This is a genomic window from Mycobacterium sp. NTMscope_Eco_3 (assembly GCF_976985685.1).
The window spans coordinates 5309584-5334358 of record NZ_CDRJYZ010000001.1; the positions used below are offsets into that span (position 1 = coordinate 5309584).

General features: G+C 67.2%; 20 protein-coding genes. 11 read left to right on the forward strand and 9 right to left on the reverse strand.

Features of this window, described 5'->3' with window-relative positions:
- Nucleotide 1 precedes the first annotated feature (1 nt).
- From AC0KTM_RS24680 to AC0KTM_RS24715, 8 genes are all read right to left on the reverse strand, one after another.
- Entirely contained in the window at nucleotides 2-853 is an 852-nt protein-coding gene (locus AC0KTM_RS24680; RefSeq protein WP_472416933.1) for a transglycosylase SLT domain-containing protein, read from the reverse strand.
- A gap of 255 nt (nucleotides 854-1108) precedes the next feature.
- A complete protein-coding gene (locus AC0KTM_RS24685) occupies nucleotides 1109-1894 on the reverse strand; it encodes a hypothetical protein (protein ID WP_255642041.1) in 786 nt (261 codons plus the stop codon).
- A gap of 252 nt (nucleotides 1895-2146) precedes the next feature.
- Nucleotides 2147-3115 carry a DUF5631 domain-containing protein gene (locus AC0KTM_RS24690; RefSeq protein ID WP_472416935.1) on the reverse strand — a complete coding sequence of 323 codons (969 nt, stop codon included), beginning with the start codon at nucleotides 3113-3115 and terminating at the stop codon, nucleotides 2147-2149.
- Between the two features lie 1162 nt (nucleotides 3116-4277).
- The gene (locus tag AC0KTM_RS24695) at nucleotides 4278-4829 is read right to left on the reverse strand and encodes a hypothetical protein (RefSeq protein ID WP_472416937.1); all 552 of its coding nucleotides are present in this window, start codon (nucleotides 4827-4829) and stop codon (nucleotides 4278-4280) included.
- A gap of 1114 nt (nucleotides 4830-5943) precedes the next feature.
- Entirely contained in the window at nucleotides 5944-6273 is a 330-nt protein-coding gene (locus AC0KTM_RS24700) for a DUF2563 family protein (protein ID WP_472417555.1), read from the reverse strand.
- A gap of 130 nt (nucleotides 6274-6403) precedes the next feature.
- Nucleotides 6404-8383: a putative alpha/beta hydrolase gene (locus tag AC0KTM_RS24705; RefSeq protein ID WP_472416939.1), complete on the reverse strand. Its 1980-nt coding sequence runs from the start codon at nucleotides 8381-8383 to the stop codon at nucleotides 6404-6406.
- A gap of 39 nt (nucleotides 8384-8422) precedes the next feature.
- On the reverse strand, nucleotides 8423-8929 hold the full coding sequence (locus AC0KTM_RS24710) for a pullulanase (protein WP_472416941.1): 507 nt from the start codon (nucleotides 8927-8929) through the stop codon (nucleotides 8423-8425).
- 24 nt (nucleotides 8930-8953) lie between these two features.
- Nucleotides 8954-10396, reverse strand: coding sequence for a CCA tRNA nucleotidyltransferase (locus tag AC0KTM_RS24715; RefSeq protein WP_472416943.1), 1443 nt, complete (start codon nucleotides 10394-10396; stop codon nucleotides 8954-8956).
- Between the two features lie 191 nt (nucleotides 10397-10587).
- Here AC0KTM_RS24715 and AC0KTM_RS24720 point away from each other — a divergent pair, with 191 nt between their 5' ends.
- The 11 genes from AC0KTM_RS24720 to AC0KTM_RS24770 all read left to right on the forward strand — a co-directional run bounded on the left by AC0KTM_RS24720 (nucleotide 10588) and on the right by AC0KTM_RS24770 (nucleotide 23933).
- Nucleotides 10588-12081, forward strand: coding sequence for a putative alpha/beta hydrolase (locus AC0KTM_RS24720; RefSeq protein WP_472416945.1), 1494 nt, complete (start codon nucleotides 10588-10590; stop codon nucleotides 12079-12081).
- Between the two features lie 118 nt (nucleotides 12082-12199).
- Nucleotides 12200-12442 (forward strand): hypothetical protein, encoded by a 243-nt coding sequence (locus AC0KTM_RS24725; RefSeq protein WP_472417557.1) that lies wholly within the window; start codon nucleotides 12200-12202, stop codon nucleotides 12440-12442.
- A 65-nt stretch (nucleotides 12443-12507) separates the two neighbouring features.
- Complete coding sequence (locus AC0KTM_RS24730) at nucleotides 12508-12750, forward strand: hypothetical protein (RefSeq protein ID WP_308011551.1); 243 nt, start codon at nucleotides 12508-12510, stop codon at nucleotides 12748-12750.
- An 87-nt stretch (nucleotides 12751-12837) separates the two neighbouring features.
- Complete coding sequence (locus AC0KTM_RS24735; RefSeq protein ID WP_225327984.1) at nucleotides 12838-13572, forward strand: NUDIX hydrolase; 735 nt, start codon at nucleotides 12838-12840, stop codon at nucleotides 13570-13572.
- Nucleotides 13569-15965 carry a hypothetical protein gene (locus AC0KTM_RS24740; protein WP_472416947.1) on the forward strand — a complete coding sequence of 799 codons (2397 nt, stop codon included), beginning with the start codon at nucleotides 13569-13571 and terminating at the stop codon, nucleotides 15963-15965. Before AC0KTM_RS24735 ends, AC0KTM_RS24740 begins: the two co-directional genes overlap by 4 nt.
- 65 nt (nucleotides 15966-16030) lie before the next feature.
- On the forward strand, nucleotides 16031-19609 hold the full coding sequence (locus tag AC0KTM_RS24745; protein WP_472417559.1) for a murein biosynthesis integral membrane protein MurJ: 3579 nt from the start codon (nucleotides 16031-16033) through the stop codon (nucleotides 19607-19609).
- A 79-nt stretch (nucleotides 19610-19688) separates the two neighbouring features.
- On the forward strand, nucleotides 19689-20276 hold the full coding sequence (gene sigM, locus AC0KTM_RS24750) for an RNA polymerase sigma factor SigM (protein WP_225327986.1): 588 nt from the start codon (nucleotides 19689-19691) through the stop codon (nucleotides 20274-20276).
- Nucleotides 20277-20337: 61 nt separating this feature from the next.
- Nucleotides 20338-21120, forward strand: coding sequence for a hypothetical protein (locus AC0KTM_RS24755; RefSeq protein ID WP_472416949.1), 783 nt, complete (start codon nucleotides 20338-20340; stop codon nucleotides 21118-21120).
- A 103-nt stretch (nucleotides 21121-21223) separates the two neighbouring features.
- A complete protein-coding gene (gene trxB, locus AC0KTM_RS24760) occupies nucleotides 21224-22234 on the forward strand; it encodes a thioredoxin-disulfide reductase (RefSeq protein WP_472416951.1) in 1011 nt (336 codons plus the stop codon).
- A complete protein-coding gene (gene trxA / locus AC0KTM_RS24765) occupies nucleotides 22231-22584 on the forward strand; it encodes a thioredoxin (RefSeq protein ID WP_008262471.1) in 354 nt (117 codons plus the stop codon). The genes trxB and trxA overlap by 4 nt, the downstream gene beginning before the upstream one ends.
- A 128-nt stretch (nucleotides 22585-22712) precedes the next feature.
- Nucleotides 22713-23933 carry an N-acetylmuramoyl-L-alanine amidase gene (locus tag AC0KTM_RS24770; RefSeq protein ID WP_472416953.1) on the forward strand — a complete coding sequence of 407 codons (1221 nt, stop codon included), beginning with the start codon at nucleotides 22713-22715 and terminating at the stop codon, nucleotides 23931-23933.
- 7 nt (nucleotides 23934-23940) lie between these two features.
- On the opposite strand, the gene AC0KTM_RS24775 is transcribed toward AC0KTM_RS24770, so the two are convergent.
- Nucleotides 23941-24693, reverse strand: a complete 753-nt coding sequence (locus AC0KTM_RS24775; protein ID WP_238957235.1) for an acetyltransferase — start codon at nucleotides 24691-24693, stop codon at nucleotides 23941-23943.
- Nucleotides 24694-24775: the final 82 nt, after the last annotated feature.

Genomic DNA, 24775 nt, shown 5'->3' on the forward strand with positions numbered 1-24775 from the left:
CTCAGTACCCCTTGGGTGCTCGGTGAGGATCGGCCTGCTGAATCCGATCGGCGAGGTTCGACGCGTCGGCGGCAACCCCGTAACGGCCCATCGCATAGTTGATGAACGCGCACGCCTGCGCCACCAGGTTGTGAATGTCGCGAGAGGTGCCCGGCTGGTGATAGGCCGCGAACGTCGGCGCGATGAATTGCCAGGCGCCCTTGCTGGGGGTTCCCCGCGCCGCGTTGGAATCCCAGTTGTTGACGGCGCTGGCGTTGTAGTTGGACTCGCGGCGGGCCACCAGATCCATGCCGCGTTCCCAACGGGCGCGCGCCGCCGGGTTATGAATGCCTTTGATATCCAAAGCTTTACGGATGGCCGCCAAAACCGCCGCGCGTCCGCCGGCGTGATTTCTGTGCATCGACCGCCTCTGCGGGTAGTGCAGGCGTCGCAGCCGCCGCGCGAGCAGCCTTGCCCGCCGTCGTGATGTGGTGATGTGGCGGTGCTGGGACCGCAGCCGTTTCGCCGTGCGCGCCATGGCCTCACGTCGCCCCATCGGCGTATCGGCGGCCGGAGTTACGTCCGATTCGGCGGCCTCCAACACCGTGCGCGTCGCCGCCCGTCCGTGCGCGTGATCGGCTCGCGCGGCCGCGAGGATGGCTCCCAGCGTGCGGTCGGCGTGGCGTGAGTGGCTTAGCAGCTTTATCGAGGCGCCCGACCGTGCAAACGCTGCCTCCGGTAGCCCCGCGTGGTGCGATGTCGCGTCCGTCTGCTCGGCGACGTCACCGATGCGCGGACTGACGGGAGTGCCCGCGAACAGGTTGTGGGCGCGGGCCAGCGCCGCGACAGCTTGCATTCTCAGGGGATCGGTCATCGACCTCCCCGCCCCAATCCACCTGTGCGCCGCCACGGCGCCGCATCCTTGCCGGACACTCGAGCTAGTACTCCCACACCCTCCTGGCCGCGGATTCCGCGGTCGCTGCAGACGTACCTCATAGCATGCACGTATCGACAGTTCTGCTGTCAATAACGGGCAATCCAATATGACTTGGGATCGGCCGGCCGCGATTACGTAGCGACACTACTGCCGGGCGATCTACCCGACCACTCACCTCTTGGCGGACTGGGGTTAGTCCTTCGGCTCGTCCTCGGACGGCATGATCACGATCCGCCGGTTGGGCCTGTTGGTGACCACCGTGGGCTTGGCCTCGCCGGATTTGCTGCCCGGCGCGCTGGGCGGGACCGTCAGGCGGCCCTTGACCGGCTGGCCGTTGGGCACGCCCGGAGCGGTCACCCGCTTCTCGACAGGCTTGGCCTTGTTGCCGCCTTCGCCACCGGCGCCCATCGCGCCCGGCGGCATCATCGGCATCCCGGTCATTCCCGTCTGTCCGGGCATGGCGGGCATGCCGCCGGTGGCCGGCATTATCGGAGCCTTGGCGCCTGCGGGGGTGGTCGGTGGCGACGATGTCGGCACCGGCGGCGGGCCCAGCGAGCTGGCCGGAACCGTGCCGCCACCGCCGAGGCCGGCGCCACCGCCGGAACCGCCGCCGAGGCCGGCGCCGCCGGCTCCGACACTGTCGACCAGGTGCGCGCTGTCGGCGAGGGACGCCGCGCCGTGAGCGCCCTGAACCGCGCTCATCAGGGGCTGGAGGGCGCTCTGGCCGGCCTGCATCGCCTGCTGGGGAAGCTGGGTCATCGGCCCCATGACGCCGCCCATCGCGCCGCCCATCGCGCCCGTAACGCTGGACAGCATTTGCTGGATCATCTGCATCTCTTGCTGCCCGTTTGCTTCATTGGCCGGGAACTTCGCCGCGGCGTCGGCGGCATGTGCGCGCCGGTCCGCATCGGCTGCTTCGGCGTCTGCGGCGTCTTGCGGGACGCCGGCGTTGCCGGCTGCTCCGACTACGCCCTGCATACCGCCGACGGGCGATGGGTCACCTGGCGCAGCAGGACCCGGCCTCGGGATCGACGCTGGCGGCCCGCTGCCCAGCCCCAAGGTAGTTGGCAAATCAGATCGGATGGATCCGCCGGGACCGCCCACGATCGCACCTCCGCCCCATTCGCAGCGCCCGCAACCGTCCGGTGCCTATTCAGGCAGTTTCGATTGCTCGTACCGTCATTTTGGCATAAGACGCCGCGAACGGTATTCACCCGACATTGGGGCGCGCTACGAACCACCGCGGTGGCTGATCGCCTCGAACCAGGCCAGGTGGTAATTCGTGAGGTACTCGTGGCCGTCGATCAACGCCTCGATCGAGGCTAAAAGCATCCAATCGCCGACGGCCGCTGGATCGTGATTGGGATATGCGGTCATTACCGAGTGCTGAATGTCGGCGACGCATTCGCGCAACATCTCGATTTCGCTTTCCAGCACACCCGTCTTTCGCACCGCCGGCGCGGCGACGGCCTGCGCAATCCGCGGCAGACCGTCTCGCCGGCGCACCGCTTCGACCAACGTCGGGCCGAGCTCATCGACGTGCGGCGCGGCCGAGCGAGCCGGCCGATCGCCGCTGAGCGCGGGTTCGTCGGAACCCGGCTCTGCGACATAGGTGTTGGCGTGGTGGGCGGCCGCGACCGTGATGGCGCCGAGCAGGTCGACGACGTTGGCGTCATGCCGTCGCGCCGACGGCTCGAGCAGCGTGACGTGGGCGGGCAACCGGACATGGGGCGGAATCCAGCCACCGGCGAGGTCGGTGACCAGCAGCGTGGTGGTGCCGTCATCGCGGAGGCCGGCCGCCCATGACAGTCGCGGCTCCTGACGAGCGACCGCATCGACGAGCCGCTGGAGCCGCTGCTGTTCGGCGTTCCTTGCGGACGCCGCGCCGGCGGTCGCGCCCGTTGCCGCGGACGCTGCCGATGCGCTGACCATCGCAGACGAGCCCGTGCCGGCCTGCGCGGCGGCCCCGGACGCAGTCCGCTCCACCGGCGAGACCAGCGGCCCACCCGCCGACGGGGTCGACGCCGGCGACGGCGCTACCGGCGCACCCGAAATCGGACCAGCGGGGGCGGACGGCATGGATGGCGGCGCCACAACAGGTGGACGTAGGTCAGATCCGTAGGCGGGCAACGATCCCGACGGAATGGACGGGCCGCCACCGACGGTCGCGGCGGGCGACGACCACGAACCTCCGGTCATGACCGCCGGCGCTACCGAAGTGGCTCCGCCAGTTGTCATCGGCGCGGGCGCTGCGGGCGGCGGTGCGTCCGGAGGTGTCGCCGCGATGAATGCTCCGGCGCTGGGCACGGTCGGCGTAACTGCCGGTGCCCCCTGCGCGGTTTGCGGCGCCCCGCCATCGAAGGCATTCAGCGGACCGCCCGAAAGCGCTTGCCCACCAGGGCCTGTCGCTTGGCCGGTCGCGAAGCCGGACGTGAAGGATTGAGCCAGGTTGGGCTGACCGCCTGGGCCGAGGCCGGCTGGCGACATGGACATACCGCCGCTTTGAACACCTGGCATCCCTGGCGAGACCGTGCCGCCGCCGGCAGGCATATGCACACCGCCCGACGCTGCTGGCGATGCCGGCATAGGTCCACGACTATCCATAGCTCCTGGACTAATTACCGCAGAAGACGGCCCATGCGAACCGGCGGAATGAATATTTCCCGCTCCCTCGCGCCCCCCGGGGTTAAATGCTGCCGGCGCCGAGCCTGGCTGTGCATGTAAGGGGCCGCCGGGGCCGTCACTGGTGCCGTGTCCACCGGGGCTGAAGGCGGCTTTACCCAGGTCCTCTTCGGTGATCGGACTCGGTGATGCTGGTTCGTCGAGATTGAAACCGTTTGCACGCGCCCAACTTCGAGCTTCGCCGCCGTTTCCTTCAACATCGAGGATCTTTTGCGTCGCGGTCATCATCTTGTCGACAGCGTCGCGGCTAGCGTTCGCAGCATCTGCGTTGCAGCGAAGTTGAACCGCCTGTATTTCCGCTAATTGCTGCGGAGGCAGCTTCTTCGATGCCAGGATTTCGTTGATTTCTCTATTACCTGTATTCGCGATGTCTGACAATCGACTACGTAGATAGTCGGTCGCATCAGCCGCCGAACTGAAGGCCGATGCCTTTGTCTGGTACTTCTCCGCGAGGTCCAGGTGAAACTTCTCGCCCTGCTGGAATCGGTTTATCAGGTCGTCCGCAGTATGACCCTGATTGTGCGCAGCGAATAACGTCCACTGGGTGCGCAAGGTCTGCGAATAAAGCTGCTGCTCCGCACACGCTTCATTCCAATGTCCGGCGCCGGCGCGTAGAGCCGTCGAAGGCGCCGGCCACCACGGACCAATTAGTGCCGCCGTCCAGGTACCGGGAGGAAGGTCAACCGCCACCGCATGCCTTTTTCATTGCAGCATCCTTCGCGATGACGTCATCAAGCGCTGACTGAAACTCGGCGTCGGTCGCGACACCGTAAGTGCTCTTTGCCGTAACTGTCAGGTACGCAGACTCTAAGGCGCGTGCGGTGTCGCGGAGGCTCGCGTCAAGCGCCGGATTGCGCGCCGCCATATCGAGCATCAGGGCGCCATTAGTGGTAGCGATGCGAGCCAGCGCTTTGTCAGTACCAGCTGTGTCGACCTGGACCGACTGAGCGGCCAGCTTGTATGTATCGCATAGTTTCTGATGGGCGGTGGCGATCTCCGCAGGAGTATAGGTGGGCGTCGTAGTCGTGGTGACCGGCGGATGTGGAGGCGTCGGTCGCGTCAGCGCCACGACCAGTGCAGCGACAGCCAGCGCGGCTGCCAGCACTACCGCAAACGCCATCCATGGGTGTGAGCGCGTCGCGGGCTGCCTGACGACGTTTGGTGGCCAGTTCCCCACGGGCGGCTGCGCGGCTGGCCCCTGACCAAAGCCCGCGGACGGGTCTCCCACCATCTGTCCTCCTATCGTCAGCAAACACCTTGCGCCGCACCTTGCAATCCGTCACTGGCGTGTCAGCCCACGGTTGGCCCATGCCCTCCTTCACTAGTGGAGCAGGCAACCCGACGCGAGGGCAATTCACCGCGCATTACGATCCTCCATCCGCCGGATCACTTGATCCGGAGGACGATTATCCGACGCGCAGTTAGTTCAAGCAGCCGATGCAGAGTGTGGCAACTATCGAGCGCCGCCGTAGCGCCGACCACGACATTGTCTGACGCCGCGATCCCCGTAAGACGGCAACCGCGGCCAACGCGATCGCTGGCCATACCCGTCGTGGGACGGGGCGGTCGCTGCTTGGAAAAGGCGGTGCCCACTGCATTGAACTCGGCCGCGGACCGGTAATTAGGCCATCCCCAGCAGGTGGAGGGCAAATCCAGCGCCATGTGCCCTCCATAGTTGACAAGTAGCTATCCCAGACAGAAGCCTAATTGCGTGGTGCGCATCGCCAACCCAATGGACCAGCCAATCGAGCGAGGGCAATCATCCCGGCTCAGTGCGTTCGAAATCACTCGCCGCCGCATACCTCTTTCATCGCAGCGTCCTTTGCATTGGCATCATCTAATGCTGCCTGCCATCGTAAATTATCGTTCAAGCTAGCGACAGCTGCGACGTTGCTATATGCGTCAGCTAACGCCAGCGCGGTCGCGTGGTCACTAGGTGTAAGTGCAGGCGCTGCATTTACTACGCGTCTTAACATCATCGCCCCATTCACCTCTGCAATGCCTGCCCGCTCCGGGCTCGGCCCGTGCGTCTCTATTTGGACTGCGCGCGCAGCGAGCTTGTAAGCGTCACACAACTTTTGGTGTGCCGCGGACACTTCGGCGGCGCTGTAGGTAGGCACGGCCGTGGTAGGCAAGGAGTCAGAGGCCGGCGATCGGGTCGTAGCCATAACCAGTGCGGCGACGGCCACTATCGTCGCGACCACGGCCATAACAATCGCGCTCAGCGCGATTGTCGGCCAGAACCGGGAGCGCCGCGGCGTCGGAGGCGGATAGCCCGGCGCCCACTGCCCGAAAGGCGGACCTGCAACCGGATTAGAGGGGTGCTCTTCCGCCACGCGCCTTCCTCAGGCGTTCAGCGCCGACGGGCCCGAACTCGGCCGCACCGCCTTCAGCTCGGCAGCGTTGTGCTGATCCATATTGGTGAATCCGTTGGCCGCGTGGTGTGCCTTCGTCCCGACACTGGTGAGCGTCTCGCTGTGTCCCTGCAGATTTTTAACGTGCTGCCCGTGCGCGGCGGTCACAGCATTGTGGAAGGAGTCTGCCGCTTCGAAGTCGCCGAACATCCCTGATGCCAGAGTCCCGCCGGCGAGGTGATCGGCCCCCTCTTGGGCGTGCCCACCCGCGCGGTGAGACTGGTTGCCTCCCGAGTGCAATTGCTCCGTATTGACGAACATCAGCACTCCTTCCGAACTTCGACCGACACGGCCGCTAGTGGCCTCATAACCTTTTGACCAGCCTAAACGCCCGATAGCTAGCGGTCAATTCACCGGGTGTCGGTCCGGCGAATCGCCGCCTCGATCGCTCCTAGAACCCATGGCCGTTGGTGACGGTGCGCGCCGGGCGATCCCATTCCGGGTCGACGGATATGGGCATTCGAATCTCGACATGGGGCAGCGAAACAGTTCCCAAGGGAGTGTGGAGCTGACGAGGAATCGCGATCCGCGCCTGGGCCCGGTCGGCAGCCAACATGCCTTCGGCCGCCAGCCGATCGCCATGCCCGGTGACGATTTCGGTCACGTTGTGCAGCGCTTCGCTGCCGACGTCGTAATAGCGCGCGTGGTCGGTGAACCACGGGGTGAGGCTGTGCGAGCCGGCGACTTCGGCGCGGAAGCGCACCGCCCCGAAACCCTCATGAGCCGGGTCGGCGCCCAGTCCGGCCCACGGGCCCAGCGGTCCGCCGAGTGTCTCGTTGAGCCCATTCGGAAGCCCGCTGCCCGTCTCCCCGATCCAGCTGATCGCATCGGTCGACGCAGCGCCCACATACAACCTGCCGCCGTCGAGATGGAAGTCTGCGGCACGATGCGCCAAATCGGTTCCCGGGCAACCGGTTAGCACCGCATCGTTGGCGCGCATGCCGCTGTGGACGAACGCGTCGGCCACCGTCGTCGACCCGTAGGAATGCCCAAGGACGGTCACATGACTCGGTGCCGACGCGTCATGGGTTGACGCGAGACCGTTGACGTCGGCGGCCAGCAGCGCAGCGGCCTGCCGCGCCCTCCACGGAGTGCCGACCTGTTCCAGTTTGGCGGGGTCGGTGAGCGCCTGCTCCCAATGCGGATGATCGAATTCTGGTGCGTCATAGCCCATCCACGCCAGCACCGCGGTGGAGTGAAAGGGGTCAGCCTTCAACGACTGCTGGTAGAGGCTGATGGCGTCGTCGGGCCCATCGGACATCCACCCTCCCCTGACGCTGCTGTTGGTCCCTGGAACCATGACGGCCGTGTTGCGGGACTTGTCCGGGTTTCCGATCGCGATAGCCGCCCTGCCCTTGCCGCCGAACGCCAGCGGATCGTAAGCCCACAGCATGGGCGGGAGCCCCCGATCGAGCCCGGATCCCTTGTCGCGGGTGAGGAAATCGTTGGTCTTCGCCGCATTCTGGTATCTGGCGATGTCCGTGCCGCATAGACCGTATTCCCATGGGCGGGTGAACACATCGGCATCCCGGTTGTTGAGCGCGTTGTCGCGCAACGCGTCCGGCGCTAACCCGCGCTGCCGTGCGGCATCTTCGACCCTCTGCAAGTCGTCGTTCATTACAGCCCGATTCGCCACGTCACGCACGTCGGCCGGAATCCCGTTGAGGTTGCCCAACTCGCGCGGGTCTTGATCGGTCAAAAGGCGCTTCTGGTCGGTGCTCAACGAGTCCCACCAGCGTTTCACCAGGTCCGGGTTGGCATCCGACGGTGGGATCAGCAGCTCGTCGACGCCGCTGATGTCGATCGGGTCAGCGCCGTCCGCTCGCAAAGCGCCCAGCGCCGCCCGGAGCACCGTCGCATATCGGTCACGTATCTGGCCGAGCACGAACATGATTGCCTTCGTCTCGTCGACCGCCTCCCCGCGCAGATCATCGACGCCGCAGTGGTCTCCGTCTGCAAAGGCTTCGCAAATCTCGTCGTCGATGTCTTGCAGGTCGTGCTCCAGCGCGGTGATGTACCGCGCGGAGATTCGTTGGGCTTCGGCCAGGGTCGCGGCGATCTTCTCCAAATCGACTGCGATTTTCGGTAATTGCTCGGTCTGCAGGCCCAGCGACCGGGACACGCGTTGCACTTCGGCGGAGTCGTTGATGGGATGCTCGCCGTTTCGGTGATTCCACGCCGCCTCGAAGCGACGGCGGGCTGCCTCAAAGGCGGCGGCGGCCTCCTTTGTGCTGGCTCCGGCTGCACGGAATGCTCGCGCTAAATCCGAGATCCGCGCCGGACGACCAGATTGCAGGCCTGCGTTGGTCGACCACGGATCACCACCGGACTCAGCGACGAGGAACGGGATGCTGATGTAGCGCAGTTCCATCGCGGCGGCCCTGGGAACGAAATCGCTACGCTAGCAACCTCATAGGGAATTCGCGCCGTCGGCGAGACCGTCGCCGTCGGTGTCGGTCAGCCGGACGTTCCATTTGCCGTCGCCGTCGGTGTCGACGTATCCGGTCACACCGTTGTCGTCGGAGCGCAGCACCCGATCAGCCAGCCCGTTGCCGTCGGTATCGAGGAGCCGGTCATCGGAGCGCCCGTGGCCGTCGAGATCGACCAGCGGACCGCCGGTGTGCTCGACGCCGTCGAGGCCGAACCAGCGCAGTTGGCCGCCGCGGTCCACGGCCACCGCCCACGTTCCGGATCCGTCGTCGGTGAAGTAGGCCTCGGGAGTGCCGTCGTTGTCGAGGTCGAGCACCGCGTGATCGACGAGGCCGTCGCCGTCGAGATCGGCGAGCGCGTCGTCGCGCAGTCCGTCGTGGTCAAAGTCCATTCCGACCGATTCGAAGCGGCCATCGCCGTCAAGGTCGAGGTCGGGTTGCCCGTGCCAAATGGCGGCGCCGTTGTCGCCCGCGAGACAGTAATCCATGCGTATTCGGACGCGCGGGTGCCGCTAACCGTTCCCCCGAGACTGCCACCACACCAACAGTTCCGCGGTCGCCTCGTCGGTGTCCAACGGGCCGCGTTCCAGGCGCAACTCTTTCAAAAATCGCCACGCCTCCCCGACTTGCGGACCCGCCGGGATGCCGAGCAACTCCATGATCTGGTTGCCGTCCAGGTCGGGGCGCACCCGCGCCAAATCCTCCTGGGCGGCCAGTTCCGCGATCCGCGTCTCGAGTCGGTCGTAGCTGGCCTGCAGGCGGGCGGCCCGGCGTTTGTTGCGGGTCGTGCAGTCGGCGCGCACCAGTTTGTGCAGCCGCGGCAGCAGCGGCCCGGCGTCGGTGACATAGCGGCGCACCGCGGAGTCGGTCCACTTCCCATCGCCGTAGCCGTGGAACCGCAGATGCAGATAGACCAGCTGCGAGATGTCCTCGACCATCTGCTTGGAATACTTCAAGGCGCGCAACCGCTTTCGGACCATTTTGGCGCCGACGACCTCGTGGTGGTGGAAGCTCACCCCGCCGTTGGCTTCGTGGCGGCGGGTGGCGGGCTTGCCGATGTCGTGCAGTAGCGCGGCCCAGCGCAGCACCAGATCCGGGCCGTCGTCTTCAAGGGCAATCGCCTGGCGCAGCACGGTCAGCGAGTGCTGGTAGACGTCCTTGTGCTGGTGGTGTTCGTCGATGGCCATCTGCATGCCGCCGACCTCGGGCAGCACCACCTCACCCATACCGGTTTGCACCAGCAGGTCGATCCCGGCCGTCGGGTCATCGCCGAGGACCAGTTTGTCCAACTCGGCGGCCACCCGTTCGGCACTGATCCGGCCCAGCTGCGAAGCCATCTGTTCGATCGCCTCCCGCACCCGCGGCGCGACGGCGAAGCCGAGCTGCGAGACGAATCGCGCCGCCCGCAGCATGCGCAACGGGTCGTCACCGAACGACACCTCCGGCGCCGCCGGGGTGTCCAGCACCCGCTCGCGCAGCGCCGCCAAACCACCTAGCGGGTCCAGGAATTCGCCAGGACCTTCGGACGTGATGCGTACGGCCATCGCGTTGGCGGTGAAGTCGCGGCGCACCAGATCGTCCTCGAGGCGATCGCCGTACTGCACCTCGGGATTTCGCGACACCTGATCATAGGTGTCGGCGCGGAACGTGGTGATCTCCAGCCGATGGTCGCCCTTGCCGACTCCGACCGTGCCGAATTGGATGCCGGTGTCCCACAGGTTGTCGGCCCATCGCCGCAAGATGCTTTGCACCTGCTCGGGGCGCGCGTCGGTGGTGAAGTCGAGGTCGGGACTCAACCTGCCCAGCAAGGCATCCCGTACCGAACCGCCGACGAGATAGAGCTCGTGGCCCGCGGCGTCGAACGCGGAACCCAGCTCCCGCAGCATGGGCGCATGCCTATTGAGCGCGACCGCGGCGGCGGTCAGCAGCTCGGCATCCTGGGCGGCGTCAGGCACGTTCGATCAGCCTAGTCGGCCAGTCCCGAAAAGCCCGTGTGAGGAGCCTCGCACCTGCGCGGGCGATGTCTAGTGGGCATTGAAGGTGAGTTGACCTGGCCATTCGCGGTAGTAGCGTTACGCGCGACGAGAAGGGTGAGCGACGGGACGATGCGGTGCATCTCCGATACATAAGCAAGGCCGCGCTGATCATGTTCGCCGGCGGCGACCCGTGGAAGATCAACAGCACGTTGCAGAGCGGCCGGCCAGCACAGATCTCGAACCTTGCGAAAGCGTTTCATGACGCAGGCCAGTCGACGGCCGAAGCCGAAGCCGCATTCAGTCAGGCGCGGGACCGCTTCGCTCGGGCCTGGACGCACGAGAACGGTGAGAATCCCATCAACGATTCCGCCGAAGTCCAGCGCGCCAAAACTTCACTCGGGGTGCAAGCGGCACAGCTTCCCAAGATCGCGGCTGATCTGCAAAACATCGCGGCCGCTCTGGCCGAAGCCCAGCGATCCGGAAATGATGAAATTTCGGCGCTCGAAGGCGGGCTACAAGGTCTCGACGATCAGATTGGCGAGGCCATCGAGCTCGAGCAGGACCCCCGCTTAACGGACTCGGACAGGAAACTGCTCGATAACTACATCAACGGGCTCGAACAGCATGCGATCGACGACACCAAGGCGTCGATAACCAAGCTCACCGGCATTCGCAATCAATATTCGCGAAGCCTCCAGGCTTCAATGACCAATCTGCGAGCACAGGACGGATACGAGGCACCGATCCAGGCCCTCGATGGCGACATCCCGGAGGCGCCCCCGCGAGACGTGCCAGACGACCAACGCCGTCACAACCAGATCGAGGCATTTAAACAGGTCTTTGGTCGGGAACCGACATCGCGAGCTGATTGGGCGACCGCTGCGGCTCTGGACCCTCAGACCTACGACCCGAAGTTCAAAGGCGCCAAATCGCAGATCGCGGTAGTAAAGATTCGGCCAGTGCCCGGCCAGGGGGTCGTCCGTGTCTCGCAGTGGATCGAACAACGGGACGTGACAAGTTCTCCTTTTGGGAACCGGGATCTTGGGAACAATCGTGGAGCGAACATAAACTTTGACCCAGAGGACACCAAGGTAACGACTTATATCGACTACGAAAACGGTCTCGTGATCCTGCGTCAGAACCCCTCCGTCGAGGAGACTTCAACCGGCGCTCCAGGCGCCGTCAAGGTTGGCACACCAAAGGGCAGCGTTACCCAGCTCTCTGATGGATCGGTGCGTATCAAATACGATGCCGGGAATCCTTTCGCGCCTGGGTTCACAGCCGATCCAAACAGTCCGTTGGCTGGGCACACAATCACTGTCAATGGCGACCTCGTGTTCACGCCGGGACCGGAAGGCGTCCAAGTGAATGGCACACGCACTAACTACCCCTCCCTCGAGGCTTATCAAGACCTCCCAGGTGGCGGGACGCGCACACTGTTGATTGACCCCGCAAGGTCGGGTAGCTCAGCGGGTCCTGCTTTGAACCTATTCCGGCATCACGATGTAGGTCCCTTGGGCGGCAACGCGTTTGCGCCATTCGACAGTGGCGGATGGAATCAGCAATATGACGTGCCCACTCCTCTACCCGCCACGGAAGTTGGACCTACTACCAGCCCACCCTCAGTGCCACCGATAAACACGGGCAGCCTTGTCCCAGCATGACCGTCAAATGACAGAAAGCAAGGACATGGGGTCTTCTGCCCTGCAGCATTTCTTCGATGCTGGCGCCTGGCGCACGGCCACATGGTCAGCGCCGTTTGTCGTCCAACCCGTCTTAGGGATATTGCTGATCGTCATGTGGCTGCTGGGCAAGTGGCCGTTCGACTCTCATAGTGCGTACGGCGGTGAGCGCACTTGGATGTTCACGTCCACTGTCATCACGACTCTGGTGTCGCTGGGGGCGGGCGTCCTGTTGCTCCGGTCGCCGTCGTCGCGCAATCGCGGCCTTGGTCTCAGCCTCGCGAGCTGTTCAGTCGTTGTACTCGCGGGCGGAACGATTTTCGCCTATTTGGTGCTGCGCTGATGACCGACAAAGAAATAGTGGACACATCGACGGGCCTGTATGGTCCCCTGACTTTTGCAGTAGCCATGGCCCACGTTTTCGTAGTCGACCTTGCCACGTGGCTGTTCGTTCTGCCGATGTGGCCCTTCGTATTTATCGTTCTTCCCATAACGCTGGCGTACATCGGCGTCAGCGCGCTTATTGGTAGGGCACCAGGTACGTGGGGCCAGGTTGGCCGCGGAATGATGATTGGCGGCCTGTCCGGACCACTCTCACTCTTGGTCTTCATTCCTGCTTTCATCATCGCCGGGGCGATAGGCCCGCTCTGACGAGACGCATTCCGTTATGACCACCGCGCACTCACCCAGCGGCGAGTATGTCCAGGAGAGCATGCCGTGCCAGCTACTATCGCTTGGGTGTCGGACGGCGAACAAGGCAAACCACGTCGGCGCCGGGGGCGGCGCCGCGGTCGTGGCGCTGCGGCTTCGTCCGAGAAGCAGACCAACGGTCAAGTAACCGGCGATTCGACAGCCACCAAACCCCGCCGATCCCGTTCGTCTCGCCACGGGCCGGATCGGCTGCGCACCGTGCACGAGACGTCCGCCGGTGGGCTGGTCATCGACGGCCTGGACGGACCGCGCGACTCGCAGGTCGCCGCGCTGATCGGCCGCCTCGACCGCCGCGGACGGATGTTGTGGTCGCTGCCCAAGGGCCACATCGAACTGGGTGAGACCGCCGAACAGACCGCTATTAGAGAAGTCGCCGAAGAGACCGGAATCAGCGGCAGCGTGCTGGCAGCGCTCGGGCGCATCGACTACTGGTTCGTCACCGAAGGCCGCCGCGTGCACAAGACCGTGCACCACTACTTAATGCGTTTCTCCGGCGGAGAGCTCTCCGACGAGGACCTCGAGGTCGCCGAGGTGGCCTGGGTTCCGATGCGGGAACTGCCGTCGCGGCTGGCCTACGCCGACGAACGCCGCCTGGCCCGGGTGGCCGATGAGCTGATCGACAAGCTGCAAAGCGACGGCCCGGGCGCGCTTCCTCCGCTGCCGCCCAGCTCGCCGCGGCGCCGCCCGCAGACGCATTCGCGGACCCGGCATTCTGACAAACCGGCCACGGGCCGGAAGAACGGCCACGGACCGGGGCCGTGACGGCGCCACTTCTCTGGGCCGGCTTGTTGCGCATCGCGGCCGTGCTCGGCATCGTGGCCGGACTCGCGGTACTCGCCGGGCCGGTGGTTCCCCCCGCGGCCGCGGGCGAGCCGGGGGTGACGCCGTTCGTCCGGGTGCGCATCGATCAAGTCACCCCGGACATGGTCACCACGACCAGCCCGCCCGTCGTGACCGTCAGCGGCATGGTGATCAACATCGGCGACCGCCCCGTCCGCGACGTCATGGTCCGCCTCGAACACGCCGGCGCGATCACCAGCTCCGCGGGCTTGCGCACCACCCTGGACGGCGACACCGACCGGTACGAGGCGGCCGCCGATTTCCTCACCGTGGCTCCCGAACTGCAGCGCGGGCAAAAAGTCGGCTTCACCCTGTCAGCCCCGCTGCGCGCGCTGACCAAGCCGTCGCTGGGAGTGGAAAAGCCCGGCATCTATCCGGTCCTGGTCAACGTCAACGGCACGCCCGACTACGGCGCTCCGGCCCGGCTGGACAACGCGCGCTTCCTGCTGCCCGTCGTCGGGGTGCCGCCCGACCGCGCCGACGACGTGGGCTCCGCCGTCGCGCCCGACACCTCCAAACCCGTGTGGATCACCATGCTGTGGCCGCTGGCCGACCGGCCCCGGCTGGCGCCCGGCGTACCCGGGGGGACCATCCCGGTCCGGCTGGTCGACGACGACCTGGCCACCTCCCTGGCCAGCGGTGGCCGGCTCGACATCCTGCTGTCGGCGGCCGAGGTCGCGACCAGTCACGACGTCGACCCCGACGGCGCCGTCGGCCGCGCGCTCTGTTTGGCGATCGACCCCGACCTGCTGGTCACCGTCAACGCGATGACCGCCGGCTACGTCGTGTCCAATTCCCCCGACGGCCCGGCTCAACTCCCCGGCACCCCGACCCACCCCGGCACGGGACAGGCCACCGCGGCCGAATGGCTGAACCGCCTGCGCGCGCTCGCGCACCGGACCTGCGTGGCCCCGCTGCCCTACGCGCAAGCCGACCTGGACGCCCTGCAGCGCGTCAACGATCCCGGCCTCAGCGCCAGCGCCACCACCACCGGCAACAGCATCGTCGACAAAATCCTGGACATCTCGTCCGCCCGCGGCGCCACGCTGGTGCCCGACGCCCCGCTGACCAGCCGCACGGTCAAGCTGCTCAACGCCAACGAGGGCACGGTCGCGATCGCCGCCGCCGACCTGTCGGCCGCCGACGCGCAAGGCTCCACCGAGACCAGCGTCGACACCGCGCCCCGCCGGTTGTCCCCGCAAGTCACCGTCGCCCCGTTCGATCCGGCCGTCGGGGCCGCACTGGCCGGAGCGGGATCGAGCCCCGAAGCGCCCACCTACCTGGACCCCTCCCTGTCGGTCCGGTTGGCGCACGATTCGGTGACCGCGCGCCGCCAGGACGCCCTGGGCTCGATCTTCTGGCACGCGCTGCAGCACGACGAGCCGCGCACGCAGATCCTGGTCCCGCCGGCCACCTGGAACCTGCAGGCCGACGACGCGCAGGTCATGCTCACCGCGCTGAGCACCACCATCCGCTCCGGTCTGGCGGTGCCGCGCCCCCTGCCGGCGGTGGTCGCCGACGCCGCCACGCGCGCCGAACCCCCGGAGCAGCCCGGCGCCTCCACCGCCGCGCGCGGGCAATTCAACGACGACGTCACCACCGGGATCGCCGGGCAGGTCGGCCGGTTGTGGGGTTTGACCTCCGCGCTGATGACCGATGACCGCACCGGGCTGACCGGCATCCAATACACCGCGCCCCTGCGCGAGGACATGCTGCGCGCCCTGAGCCAGTCCGAACCGCCTGATTCGCGCAACGGGTTGGCGCAGGAACGGCTGGCCGTGGTCGGTAAGACGATCAACGACCTGTTCGGCGCCGTCACGATCGTCAACCCGGGCGGCTCGTACACGCTGGCCACCGAGCACAGCCCGCTGCCGTTGGCGCTGCACAACGGCCTGAGCGTTCCGATCCGGGTGCGGGTGCATGTGGACGCCCCGCCGGGGATGAACGTCACCGACGTCGGGCAGATCGAACTGCCGCCTGGTTACCTCCCGCTGCGGATTCCGATCGAAGTCAACTTCACCCAACGCGTCGCCGTCGACGTGACGCTGCGAACGCCGGACGGTCTGCGGCTGGGCGAGCCGGTGCGGTTGTCGGTGCATTCCAACGCCTACGGCAAGGTCCTGTTCGCGATCACACTGTCCGCCGCCGCGGTGCTGGTGCTGCTGGCGGGGCGGCGACTGTGGCACCGTTTCCGCGGCCAGCCCGACCCCGCCGATCTGGACCGCCCCGACCCGCCCCACCCCCGGCACGCCGCCGAATCCGGCGCCACGCACGACGGCGCCGACCACCGGGTCGAACAAGAGCACAGAGTATGACCCCCGCCTACCGGCAGGCCCCCTCCCACCACCACCGCCTGCCAGAGCCGCCGCGGCGTTCCCGGATGCAGGGCTCGCCACCCACCGGACCGCTGCCGCCCGTGCCCGCCGGGATCGATCGTCGGCGCCCGGAACTGTCCGATGCCGCGCTGGTCTCGCGGTCCTGGGCGATGGCCTTCGCGACCCTGATCAGCCGGCTCACCGGCTTCGCCCGGGTGGTGCTGCTCGCCGCGATCCTGGGCGCCGCGCTGTCCAGCGCGTTCTCCGTGGCCAATCAGCTGCCCAACCTGGTGGCGGCCCTCGTCCTGGAGGCGACGTTCACCGCGATCTTCGTGCCGGTGCTGGCGCGCGCCGAGCAGGGCGACCCCGACGGCGGCGCCGCGTTCGTGCGCCGCCTGGTCACGCTGACGACAGCGCTGCTGATCGTCGCCACCGCGGCCTCGGTGCTGGCCGCCCCGCTGCTGGTGCGGCTGATGCTGGGCCGCACCCCGCAGGTCAACGAGCCGCTGACCGTCGCGTTCGCCTACCTCCTTCTCCCCCAGGTCCTCGCCTACGGCCTCACCTCGGTGTTCATGGCAATCCTCAACACCCGCAACGTGTTTGGGCCCACCGCGTGGGCGCCCGTCGTCAACAACGTCGTCGCGCTGGTCACCCTGGCGATCTATGCGGCCGTCCCGGGCGAGCTGTCGGTCGATCCCGTCCGGATGGGCAACGCCAAGCTCCTGGTGCTCGCCATCGGCACCACGCTGGGCGTCTTCGTGCAAACCGGGGTGCTGCTGGTCGCGCTGCGCCGGCAACGGGTCGACCTGCGCCCGCTGTGGGGAATCGACGAGCGCCTCAAACGCTTCGGCACCATGGCCGCCGCCATGGTGCTCTACGTGCTGATCAGCCAGCTCGGCCTGGTGGTCGGCAACCAGATCGCCAGCACCGCGGCGGCATCCGGGCCCGCGATCTACAACTACACCTGGATGGTCCTGATGCTGCCGTTCGGCATGATCGGGGTGACGGTGTTGACGGTGGTGATGCCGCGGCTGAGCCGCAACGCGGCCGCCAACGACACCCAAGCCGTGCTCGCCGACTTGTCGCTGGCCACCCGGCTGACCTTGATCACGCTGATCCCGATCGTGGCGTTCATGACGGTCGGCGGCCCGGCGATGGGCAGCGCGCTGTTCGCCTACGGCCATTTCGGAAATGTCGACGCCGGATACCTGGGCGCCGCGATCGCACTCTCGGCGTTCACCCTGATCCCCTACGGCCTGGTGCTCTTGCAGCTGCGGGTGTTCTACGCGCGCGAACAGCCCTGGACGCCGATCGTGATCATCCTCGTCATCACCGCGGTCAAGATCCTCGGCTCGGTGCTGGCGCCCCACTTCACCGACGACCCCAAGCTGGTGGCCGGTTTCCTGGGCTCGGCCAACGGTGTCGGCTTCCTCGCCGGCGCGCTCATCGGCTACCTGTTGCTGCGACGCACGCTGCTGCCCGCGGGCGGCCACCTGATGGGCGTCGGCGAGCTGCGGACGATCCTGGTGACGCTCACCGCATCCATGCTGGCCGCCTTGATCGCGCACGTCGCCGATCGGTTGTTCGGGCTGGACCGGCTGACGGACCACGGCGGCGCCGGCTCCCTGCTTCGCCTGTTCGTGCTGGGGCTCATCATGCTGCCGATCACGGCCGCGGTCATGCTCCGCGCGCAGGTTCCCGAGGCCCGGGCCGCGTGGGATGCCCTGCGGTTCCGCATCACGGGCCGGGGGCCGCGGCCGCGCAAACCGAAGGCAGCGGATCGATCGTCTCACCGGCGCCCGGTCACGTACCCTGAGCAGAGGAATTCGTCCCCGCCTGGGGTCAATGCGGTCCAGGAGCCGATCCGGCGCAGGCCTCCGGAGCGGGCAAACCGAGCCCGGCTAGCGAAAGGACCGGAGGTGACCGACCGCCCGATGGAGAGCCCCGCATCCAGCGCCGGGCCCGGCACAGGGTCAGGGACTTCGCGGCCGGTCGCCGACGACTTCCAGCCCGACATTCCCGCCGACGAGCCGCAGCGGTCGACGCCGCGCTCGGCCGAGCCGCGCCTGCCCGACCCGGCCAACGGCGACCTCGCCGGCGAATCCCGCCGCGGGCCGGCCGCTTTCGATGCGCCCCGCGAGCGCGCCGCGGATTCGTCGGGCGACGACGTCCATCTGGTGCCCGGCGCCCGGATCGCCGGCGGCCGGTACCGATTGCTGGTGTTCCACGGCGGCGCCCCGCCGCTGCAGTTCTGGCAGGCGCTGGACACCGCGCTGGACCGCCAAGTGGCGCTGACCTTCGTCGACCCGGACGGCGCCCTGCCCGACGAGGTGCTGCAGGAGATCCTGTCCCGCACGCTGCGGCTCAGCCGCATCGACAAACCCGGCATCGCCCGCGTGCTCGACGTGGTGCACACCGGCTCCGGTGGCCTGGTGGTCTCCGAGTGGATCCGGGGCGGTTCGTTGCAGGAGGTCGCCGACACTGCCCCCTCACCGGTGGGCGCCGTGCGGGCCATGCAGTCGCTGGCCGCCGCCGCCGACGCGGCCCACCGCGCCGGCGTCGCGCTGTCGGTCGACCACCCCAGCCGCGTGCGGGTCAGCATCGAAGGCGACGTCGTGCTGGCCTACCCGGCGACCATGCCCGACGCCAACCCCCAAGACGACATCCGCGGCATCGGAGCCGCGCTGTACGCCCTGCTGGTCAATCGGTGGCCGTTGCTGGAGAGCGGGGTGCGCAGCGGGCTCGCGGCGGCCGACCGCGACTCCTCGGGCAACCCCGTCGAACCCATGGTCGTCGACCGCGACATCCCGTTCCAGATCTCCGCGGTCGCCGTCCGCGCGGTCCAGGAGGACGGCGGAATACGCAGCGCCTCAACGCTTTTGAACCTGCTGCAGCAGGCCACCGCGGTCGCTGACCGCACCGAGGTGCTCGGCCCGATCGACGATTCGCCCTCGCCGTCGACCGCGCTCGTCCCGCCCGAGCAGGAGGCGACCCTGGCGCGTCGGCGGCGCAACGTGCTCATCGGCGCCGGCGCCGGCCTGGCCGTCATCGTGGTCGCCCTGCTGGTACTGGCATCGGTGGTGAGCAAAATCTTCGGCAACGTCGGCGGTGGTCTCAACAAGGACGAACTCGGACTGAACGGCCCCTCGTCGTCAACGTCGGCGCCGTCGACCACCACGTCCGCCGCCGCCGGCAGCGTCGTCAAGCCCACCAGGGCAAGCGTCTACTCCCCCGACGGCGAGGTCGACAACCCGGGCACGGCCGGGCAGGCGATCGACGGCGACCCCACCACGGCCTGGGCAACCGAGGTCTACACCGACGCCGTCCCCTTCCCCAGTTTCAAACAGGGTGAGGGCCTGATACTCCAACTCCCGAGCCCCACCGTCGTCGGCCAGGTCAGCATCGACACGCCCAGCAGCGGGACCAAGGTCGAGATCCGCGCGGCGTCCTCGTCGTCGCCGGCCTCCCTCAACGACACCAAGCTGCTGGCTCAGGGCTTCACGCTCAAGCCCGGCCACAACGTCATCCCGGTCAGGGCCGGGTCGCCGACGTCGAATCTGCTGGTCTGGATCTCCACGCTGGGAAACACGAACGGCAAAAGTCAGGCCGGCTTTTTCGAGATCACGGTCCAGGCCGCGTCCTGATCCGCGGAGCCTTCCACAGACTCACATGACCGCTGCCGAGTGAAGTGCCGCCCGATACCGGATTGGTTAATGTCCGGCCGTGGGCTTCGGGGGAAACGTCAAGCGGGACCGCAGCGACGCCGAGCTGCTGGCAGCCCATGTGGCGGGTGACCGCTACGCCTTCAGCGAGCTCTTCCTGCGGCACCAGCGCCACCTGCACCGGCTTGCCCGGCTCACCACCCGCACCCCCGAGGACGCCGAAGACGCGCTGCAAGACGCCATGCTCTCCGCGCACCGCGGCGCCGGCGCGTTCCGGCATGACGCCGCCGTCGGCAGCTGGCTGCACCGCATCGTCGTCAACGCCTGCCTGGACCGACTGCGCCGCACCAAGGCCCACCCGACCGTTCCGCTGGAGGACGTCTACCCGGTCGCCGATCGGACCGCCCAGGTCGAGACGACGATGGCGGTGCAGCGCGCCTTGATGCGGCTTCCCGTCGAGCAGCGCGCGGCGGTGGTGGCCGTCGACATGCAGGGATACTCGGTGGCCGACACCGCCCGGCTGCTCGGCGTCGCCGAGGGCACGATCAAGAGCCGGTGCGCCCGCGCCCGCGGCCGCCTCGCCGAACTACTGGGCTACCTCAACGCCGGCGCCCACGCCACACCGGAGGGCGCCACCGGTCAGGCCTGACCAATCCACCACGCGAGCCCATCCGTGGCCATCCGTTGGCGCATGACGGACACTGGGTCCGATGGATGCGGCGGAGAACGATGGGGCGGATCACCGCAAGGCGGAATCAGACCCGCCGCTGACCGTCGAACTCCTCGCCGATCTGCAGGCCGGCGCGCTCGACGACGACGCGGCCGCCCGGGTCCGCCGGCAGGTTCGGGCCGACCCGCAGGCCGCCGGTGTGCTCGCCGCGCTGAACCGTGTCCGTCGCGATGTCGCCGCCGTCGGCGCCGACCCGGCCTGCGAGCCGGACCCGCCCCCGCAGGTTGCCGCCCGCATCTCCGCGGCGCTGCGATCCGCGGAGCCCCCGCCCGGCACAGCCGCCGGACGGGCCGCTCACTCCGCGCGCCCGCGTCTCCGGCCGGCCCGCGTAATTGCGGCGGTCGCCGGTTTGTGCGCGGCGCTGGCCGCGATCGGCTTCGGCACGGTCGCACTCCTGAACGCTCCCGAACCGTCCCCGAGCACCCCGGACGACGTCCAACACATCACGGTGTCGACACCGCCGATGGAGGTCCCGCTCTCCCCCAACGAGATCCTCGGCCTGCTCGACCGCGCTCCCGACTTCGGCTCTTCCGCAGGCACCCTCGGCGACCCCGCGCGGCGCGCCTCCTGCCTCACCGGCCTCGGCTATCCGGCCGCCACACAGGTACTGGGTGCGCGTCCGGTCGAGATCAACGCCAGACCCGGCATCGCTCTGGTGATACCCGGCGACAGCCCGCACGTCCTGGCCGTCTACGTCGTGTCTCCGACCTGCAGCTCCGCCGACACCGGGCTGCTGGCCAATACCCAGGTGCCGCGCCCCTAATGTGGTGCCATGGGCGATGCCCGTGTTGTTCCGAACACCAGGGAACAGCCGTGCCTACGCTGGCGTTTATACGGGTCCAGAGACGATCGCTCGAAAGGTTTTCATGACACCCGACACTGTGCACGACGTGATCATTGTTGGTTCGGGTCCTGCGGGGTATACCGCGGCGTTGTATACGGCGCGGGCGCAGTTGGCGCCGGTGGTGTTTGAGGGGACGTCGTTTGGTGGGGCGTTGATGACGACGACCGAGGTGGAGAATTATCCGGGTTTTCGTGACGGGATCACGGGTCCGGAGTTGATGGATCAGATGCGTGAGCAGGCGCTGCGGTTTGGGGCCGATCTGCGGATGGAAGACGTGGAGTCGGTGTCGTTGCGGGGTGCGGTGAAGTCGGTGACCACCAGCGAGGGCGAGACGGTGCGCGCGCGGGCGGTGATTTTGGCGATGGGCGCCGCCGCCCGCTATCTGGGCGTGGCTGGTGAGCAGGAGTTGTTGGGGCGTGGGGTGTCGTCGTGTGCGACTTGTGATGGGTTCTTTTTCAAAGATCAAGACATCGCGGTGATCGGTGGTGGGGATTCGGCGATGGAGGAGGCCACGTTTTTGACCCGTTTTGCCCGCAGTGTGACTCTGGTGCATCGCCGGGAGGAGTTTCGGGCGTCGCGGATCATGTTGGAGCGTGCGCGGGCTAACGACAAGATCACGTTTGTGACCAATAAGGCGGTCGAGGCGGTGCAGGGTGCCGAGACGGTCACCGGGTTGCGGCTGCGTGACGCGGTGACCGGTGAGGAGTCGACGCTGGCGGTGACTGGGGTGTTCGTGGCGATCGGTCATGATCCGCGCTCGGAGTTGGTGCGCGAGGTGCTCGAGACCGACGCCGATGGGTATGTGTTGGTGCGTGGGCGTACCACCAGTACCTCGATCGAGGGGGTGTTCGCCGCCGGGGATCTGGTGGATCGCACCTACCGCCAGGCCGTCACCGCCGCCGGCAGCGGCTGTGCGGCCGCCATCGACGCCGAACGCTGGCTCGCCGACAACGAAGAGTCCAGCGCCGCCGCCCAAGGCGACGCCACCGAATTTCCGGGCAGTACCGACACATTGATTGGAGCACCACAATGACCGATGCCGAAAAGGCCGGGGCCACAATAGAAGTCTCGGACGCATCATTTTCGACCGAGGTGTTATCCAGCAATAAGCCTGTGCTCGTTGACTTTTGGGCTACTTGGTGTGGACCGTGCAAGATGGTTGCGCCGGTACTCGAGGAGATCGCCGGCGAGCGTAGCGATCACCTCACCGTCGCCAAGCTCGACGTGGACGCCAACCCGGAAACCGCCCAGAACTTCCAGGTGGTCTCCATCCCCACCATGATCTTGTTCAAAGACGGTCAGCCGGTGAAGCGGATCGTCGGCGCCAAGGGCAAGGCGGCGCTGCTGCGCGAGCTTTCGGACGCCGTGCCGGGCCTCAGCTGATCGCCATTTGATCTCGTCGCACCACACCCCGGTGCATAGCCTGGGGTTTTCTGGAATTTGCGAAGCGTCTGCGACAATACGGTGAGCTGTTGCCTCTAAATGAGCCTTTGTCCCGGAGGGCCCTTGGTATGTCGAGTCCGCGCCGCGAATACGGCGACGCGCTGCGCTGTGGTGACCGCAGCGCCGCTGTGACCGAGATCCGGGCCACGCTGGCCTCATTGGGCCTGCTGGATGGCTCCGACGAGGATCTCAGTACCGGCCGGCAGGTGGCCCTGGAACTCTTTGACGCCGAACTTGACCAGGCAGTTCGTGCTTTCCAACAGCATCGCGGCCTGCTCGTGGACGGCATTGTCGGCGAGGCTACCTACCGCGCACTCAAGGAAGCGTCGTACCGCCTTGGCGCGCGCACGTTGTATCACCAATTCGGCGCCCCCCTCTTCGGTGACGACGTCGCCACGCTGCAGGCGCGGCTGCAGGATCTCGGCTTCTACACCGGCCTGGTCGACGGCTACTTCGGGTTGCAGACGCACAACGCTTTGATGTCATATCAGCGCGAATACGGGCTGTCCGCCGACGGCATCTGCGGCCCGGAAACGTTGCGGTCCTTGTACTTTCTGAGTTCACGGGTCACCGGCGGCTCGCCCCACGCTTTGCGCGAAGAAGAATTGGTGCGCCGCTCGGGCCCCAAACTGTCCGGCAAGCGGATCATCATCGATCCGGGCCGCGGCGGCGCCGACCACGGCCTGATCGTGCACGGTGCGTCGGGACCGGTCAGCGAAGCAGATGTGTTGTGGGACTTGGCCAGCCGACTCGAGGGCCGCATGACCGCCATCGGGATGGAAACCTTTTTGTCCCGTCCGGTCAACCGCAGCCCCCTGGACTCCGAACGCGCGGCCACCGCCAACAATGTCGGCGCCGACCTGATGATCAGCCTGCGCTGCGAGAATCAGCTCAGCACCGCGGCCAACGGGGTGGCGTCCTTTCACTTCGGCAACTCCCACGGTTCGGTGTCCACCATCGGCCGCAACCTCGCCGACTTCATCCAGCGAGAAGTGGTGGCCCGCACCGGTTTACGCGATTGCCGCACGCACGGCCGGACGTGGGATCTGCTGCGTCTGACCCGGATGCCGACGGTCCAGGTGGACATCGGATACATCACCAACCCGCGCGACCGCGCAATGCTGGTCTCCACCCAGACCCGCGATGCCATCGCCGAGGGAATCCTCGCCGCGGTCAAGCGGCTCTACCTGCTGGGCAAGAACGACAGGCCCACGGGCACATTCACTTTCGCCGAGCTGTTGGCCCACGAATTGTCGGTGGAGCGCACCAGCCAGCTGGGCGGATCGTAACCAACCGCTAACCACCCAGGGTGGTCCCCGACGCATTCCCCGCCGTAGAGCCGGCCCCGACGGGCTGCTCCAGATGCGCGCTTTCCAGCAGACGCTCCAAGGCCGCCTCGACTTCGGCCTTCCATCCCAGACCTTTGTCGAGCTCGAGCCGCAACCGCGGGAAGTACGTATGTGGTGCCACCACAACGAAACCCGTGTCCTTCAAGAACTCCGCATCCATCACACAGCGGTCCACCGAGCAATCGCCGACGGCTTCCAAGACCGCCCGCACATCGGGGCCCACCAGTCGGGGATCCTGCAATTCCGAAGCCGCCGGGGTGCGGCCGAACGCCTCGAGCGCCCGCACGCCGCGTCGCACCAACTCGTCGATGACCCGTGCGATCAAGCCGTGCGGTAGGTCGTCGGCGGCCGGGCCGGGTTCGATGCCCATCGACGTCAACAACACCGCGTCCGCGGACACCGGTCCGGTCGGGAATCGCTGGGCCCGCGGCACCGCGCGCGGCGGCGCGTAGAACACATAGCCAAGGCACGGCGGCTCGGCCTGGCTTCGCTCGTCGGGGACCGCGGTCGCCACCTGACCGCACGAGCCCCACTCCAGCATCACCATCGACAACCACGCTTCTTTTTCGAATTCGGGGTCGGTGAGGTGATCCTGGTTGCCGAGAGTCGCCGGATCGACTTCCCAGAAGACGCACCGGCGCGCGTGCTTGGGAAGCTGCTCGAAGGCCTCGAGCCGCAGCGGCGTGATTCGAGCGGACACTAGCCTCCTGCTCCTGGTGCGGTACTGCAGCCATCTGCACCGACAACCCCTCCAGGATAGGAGAGGTGGTCGTGATCGGGCC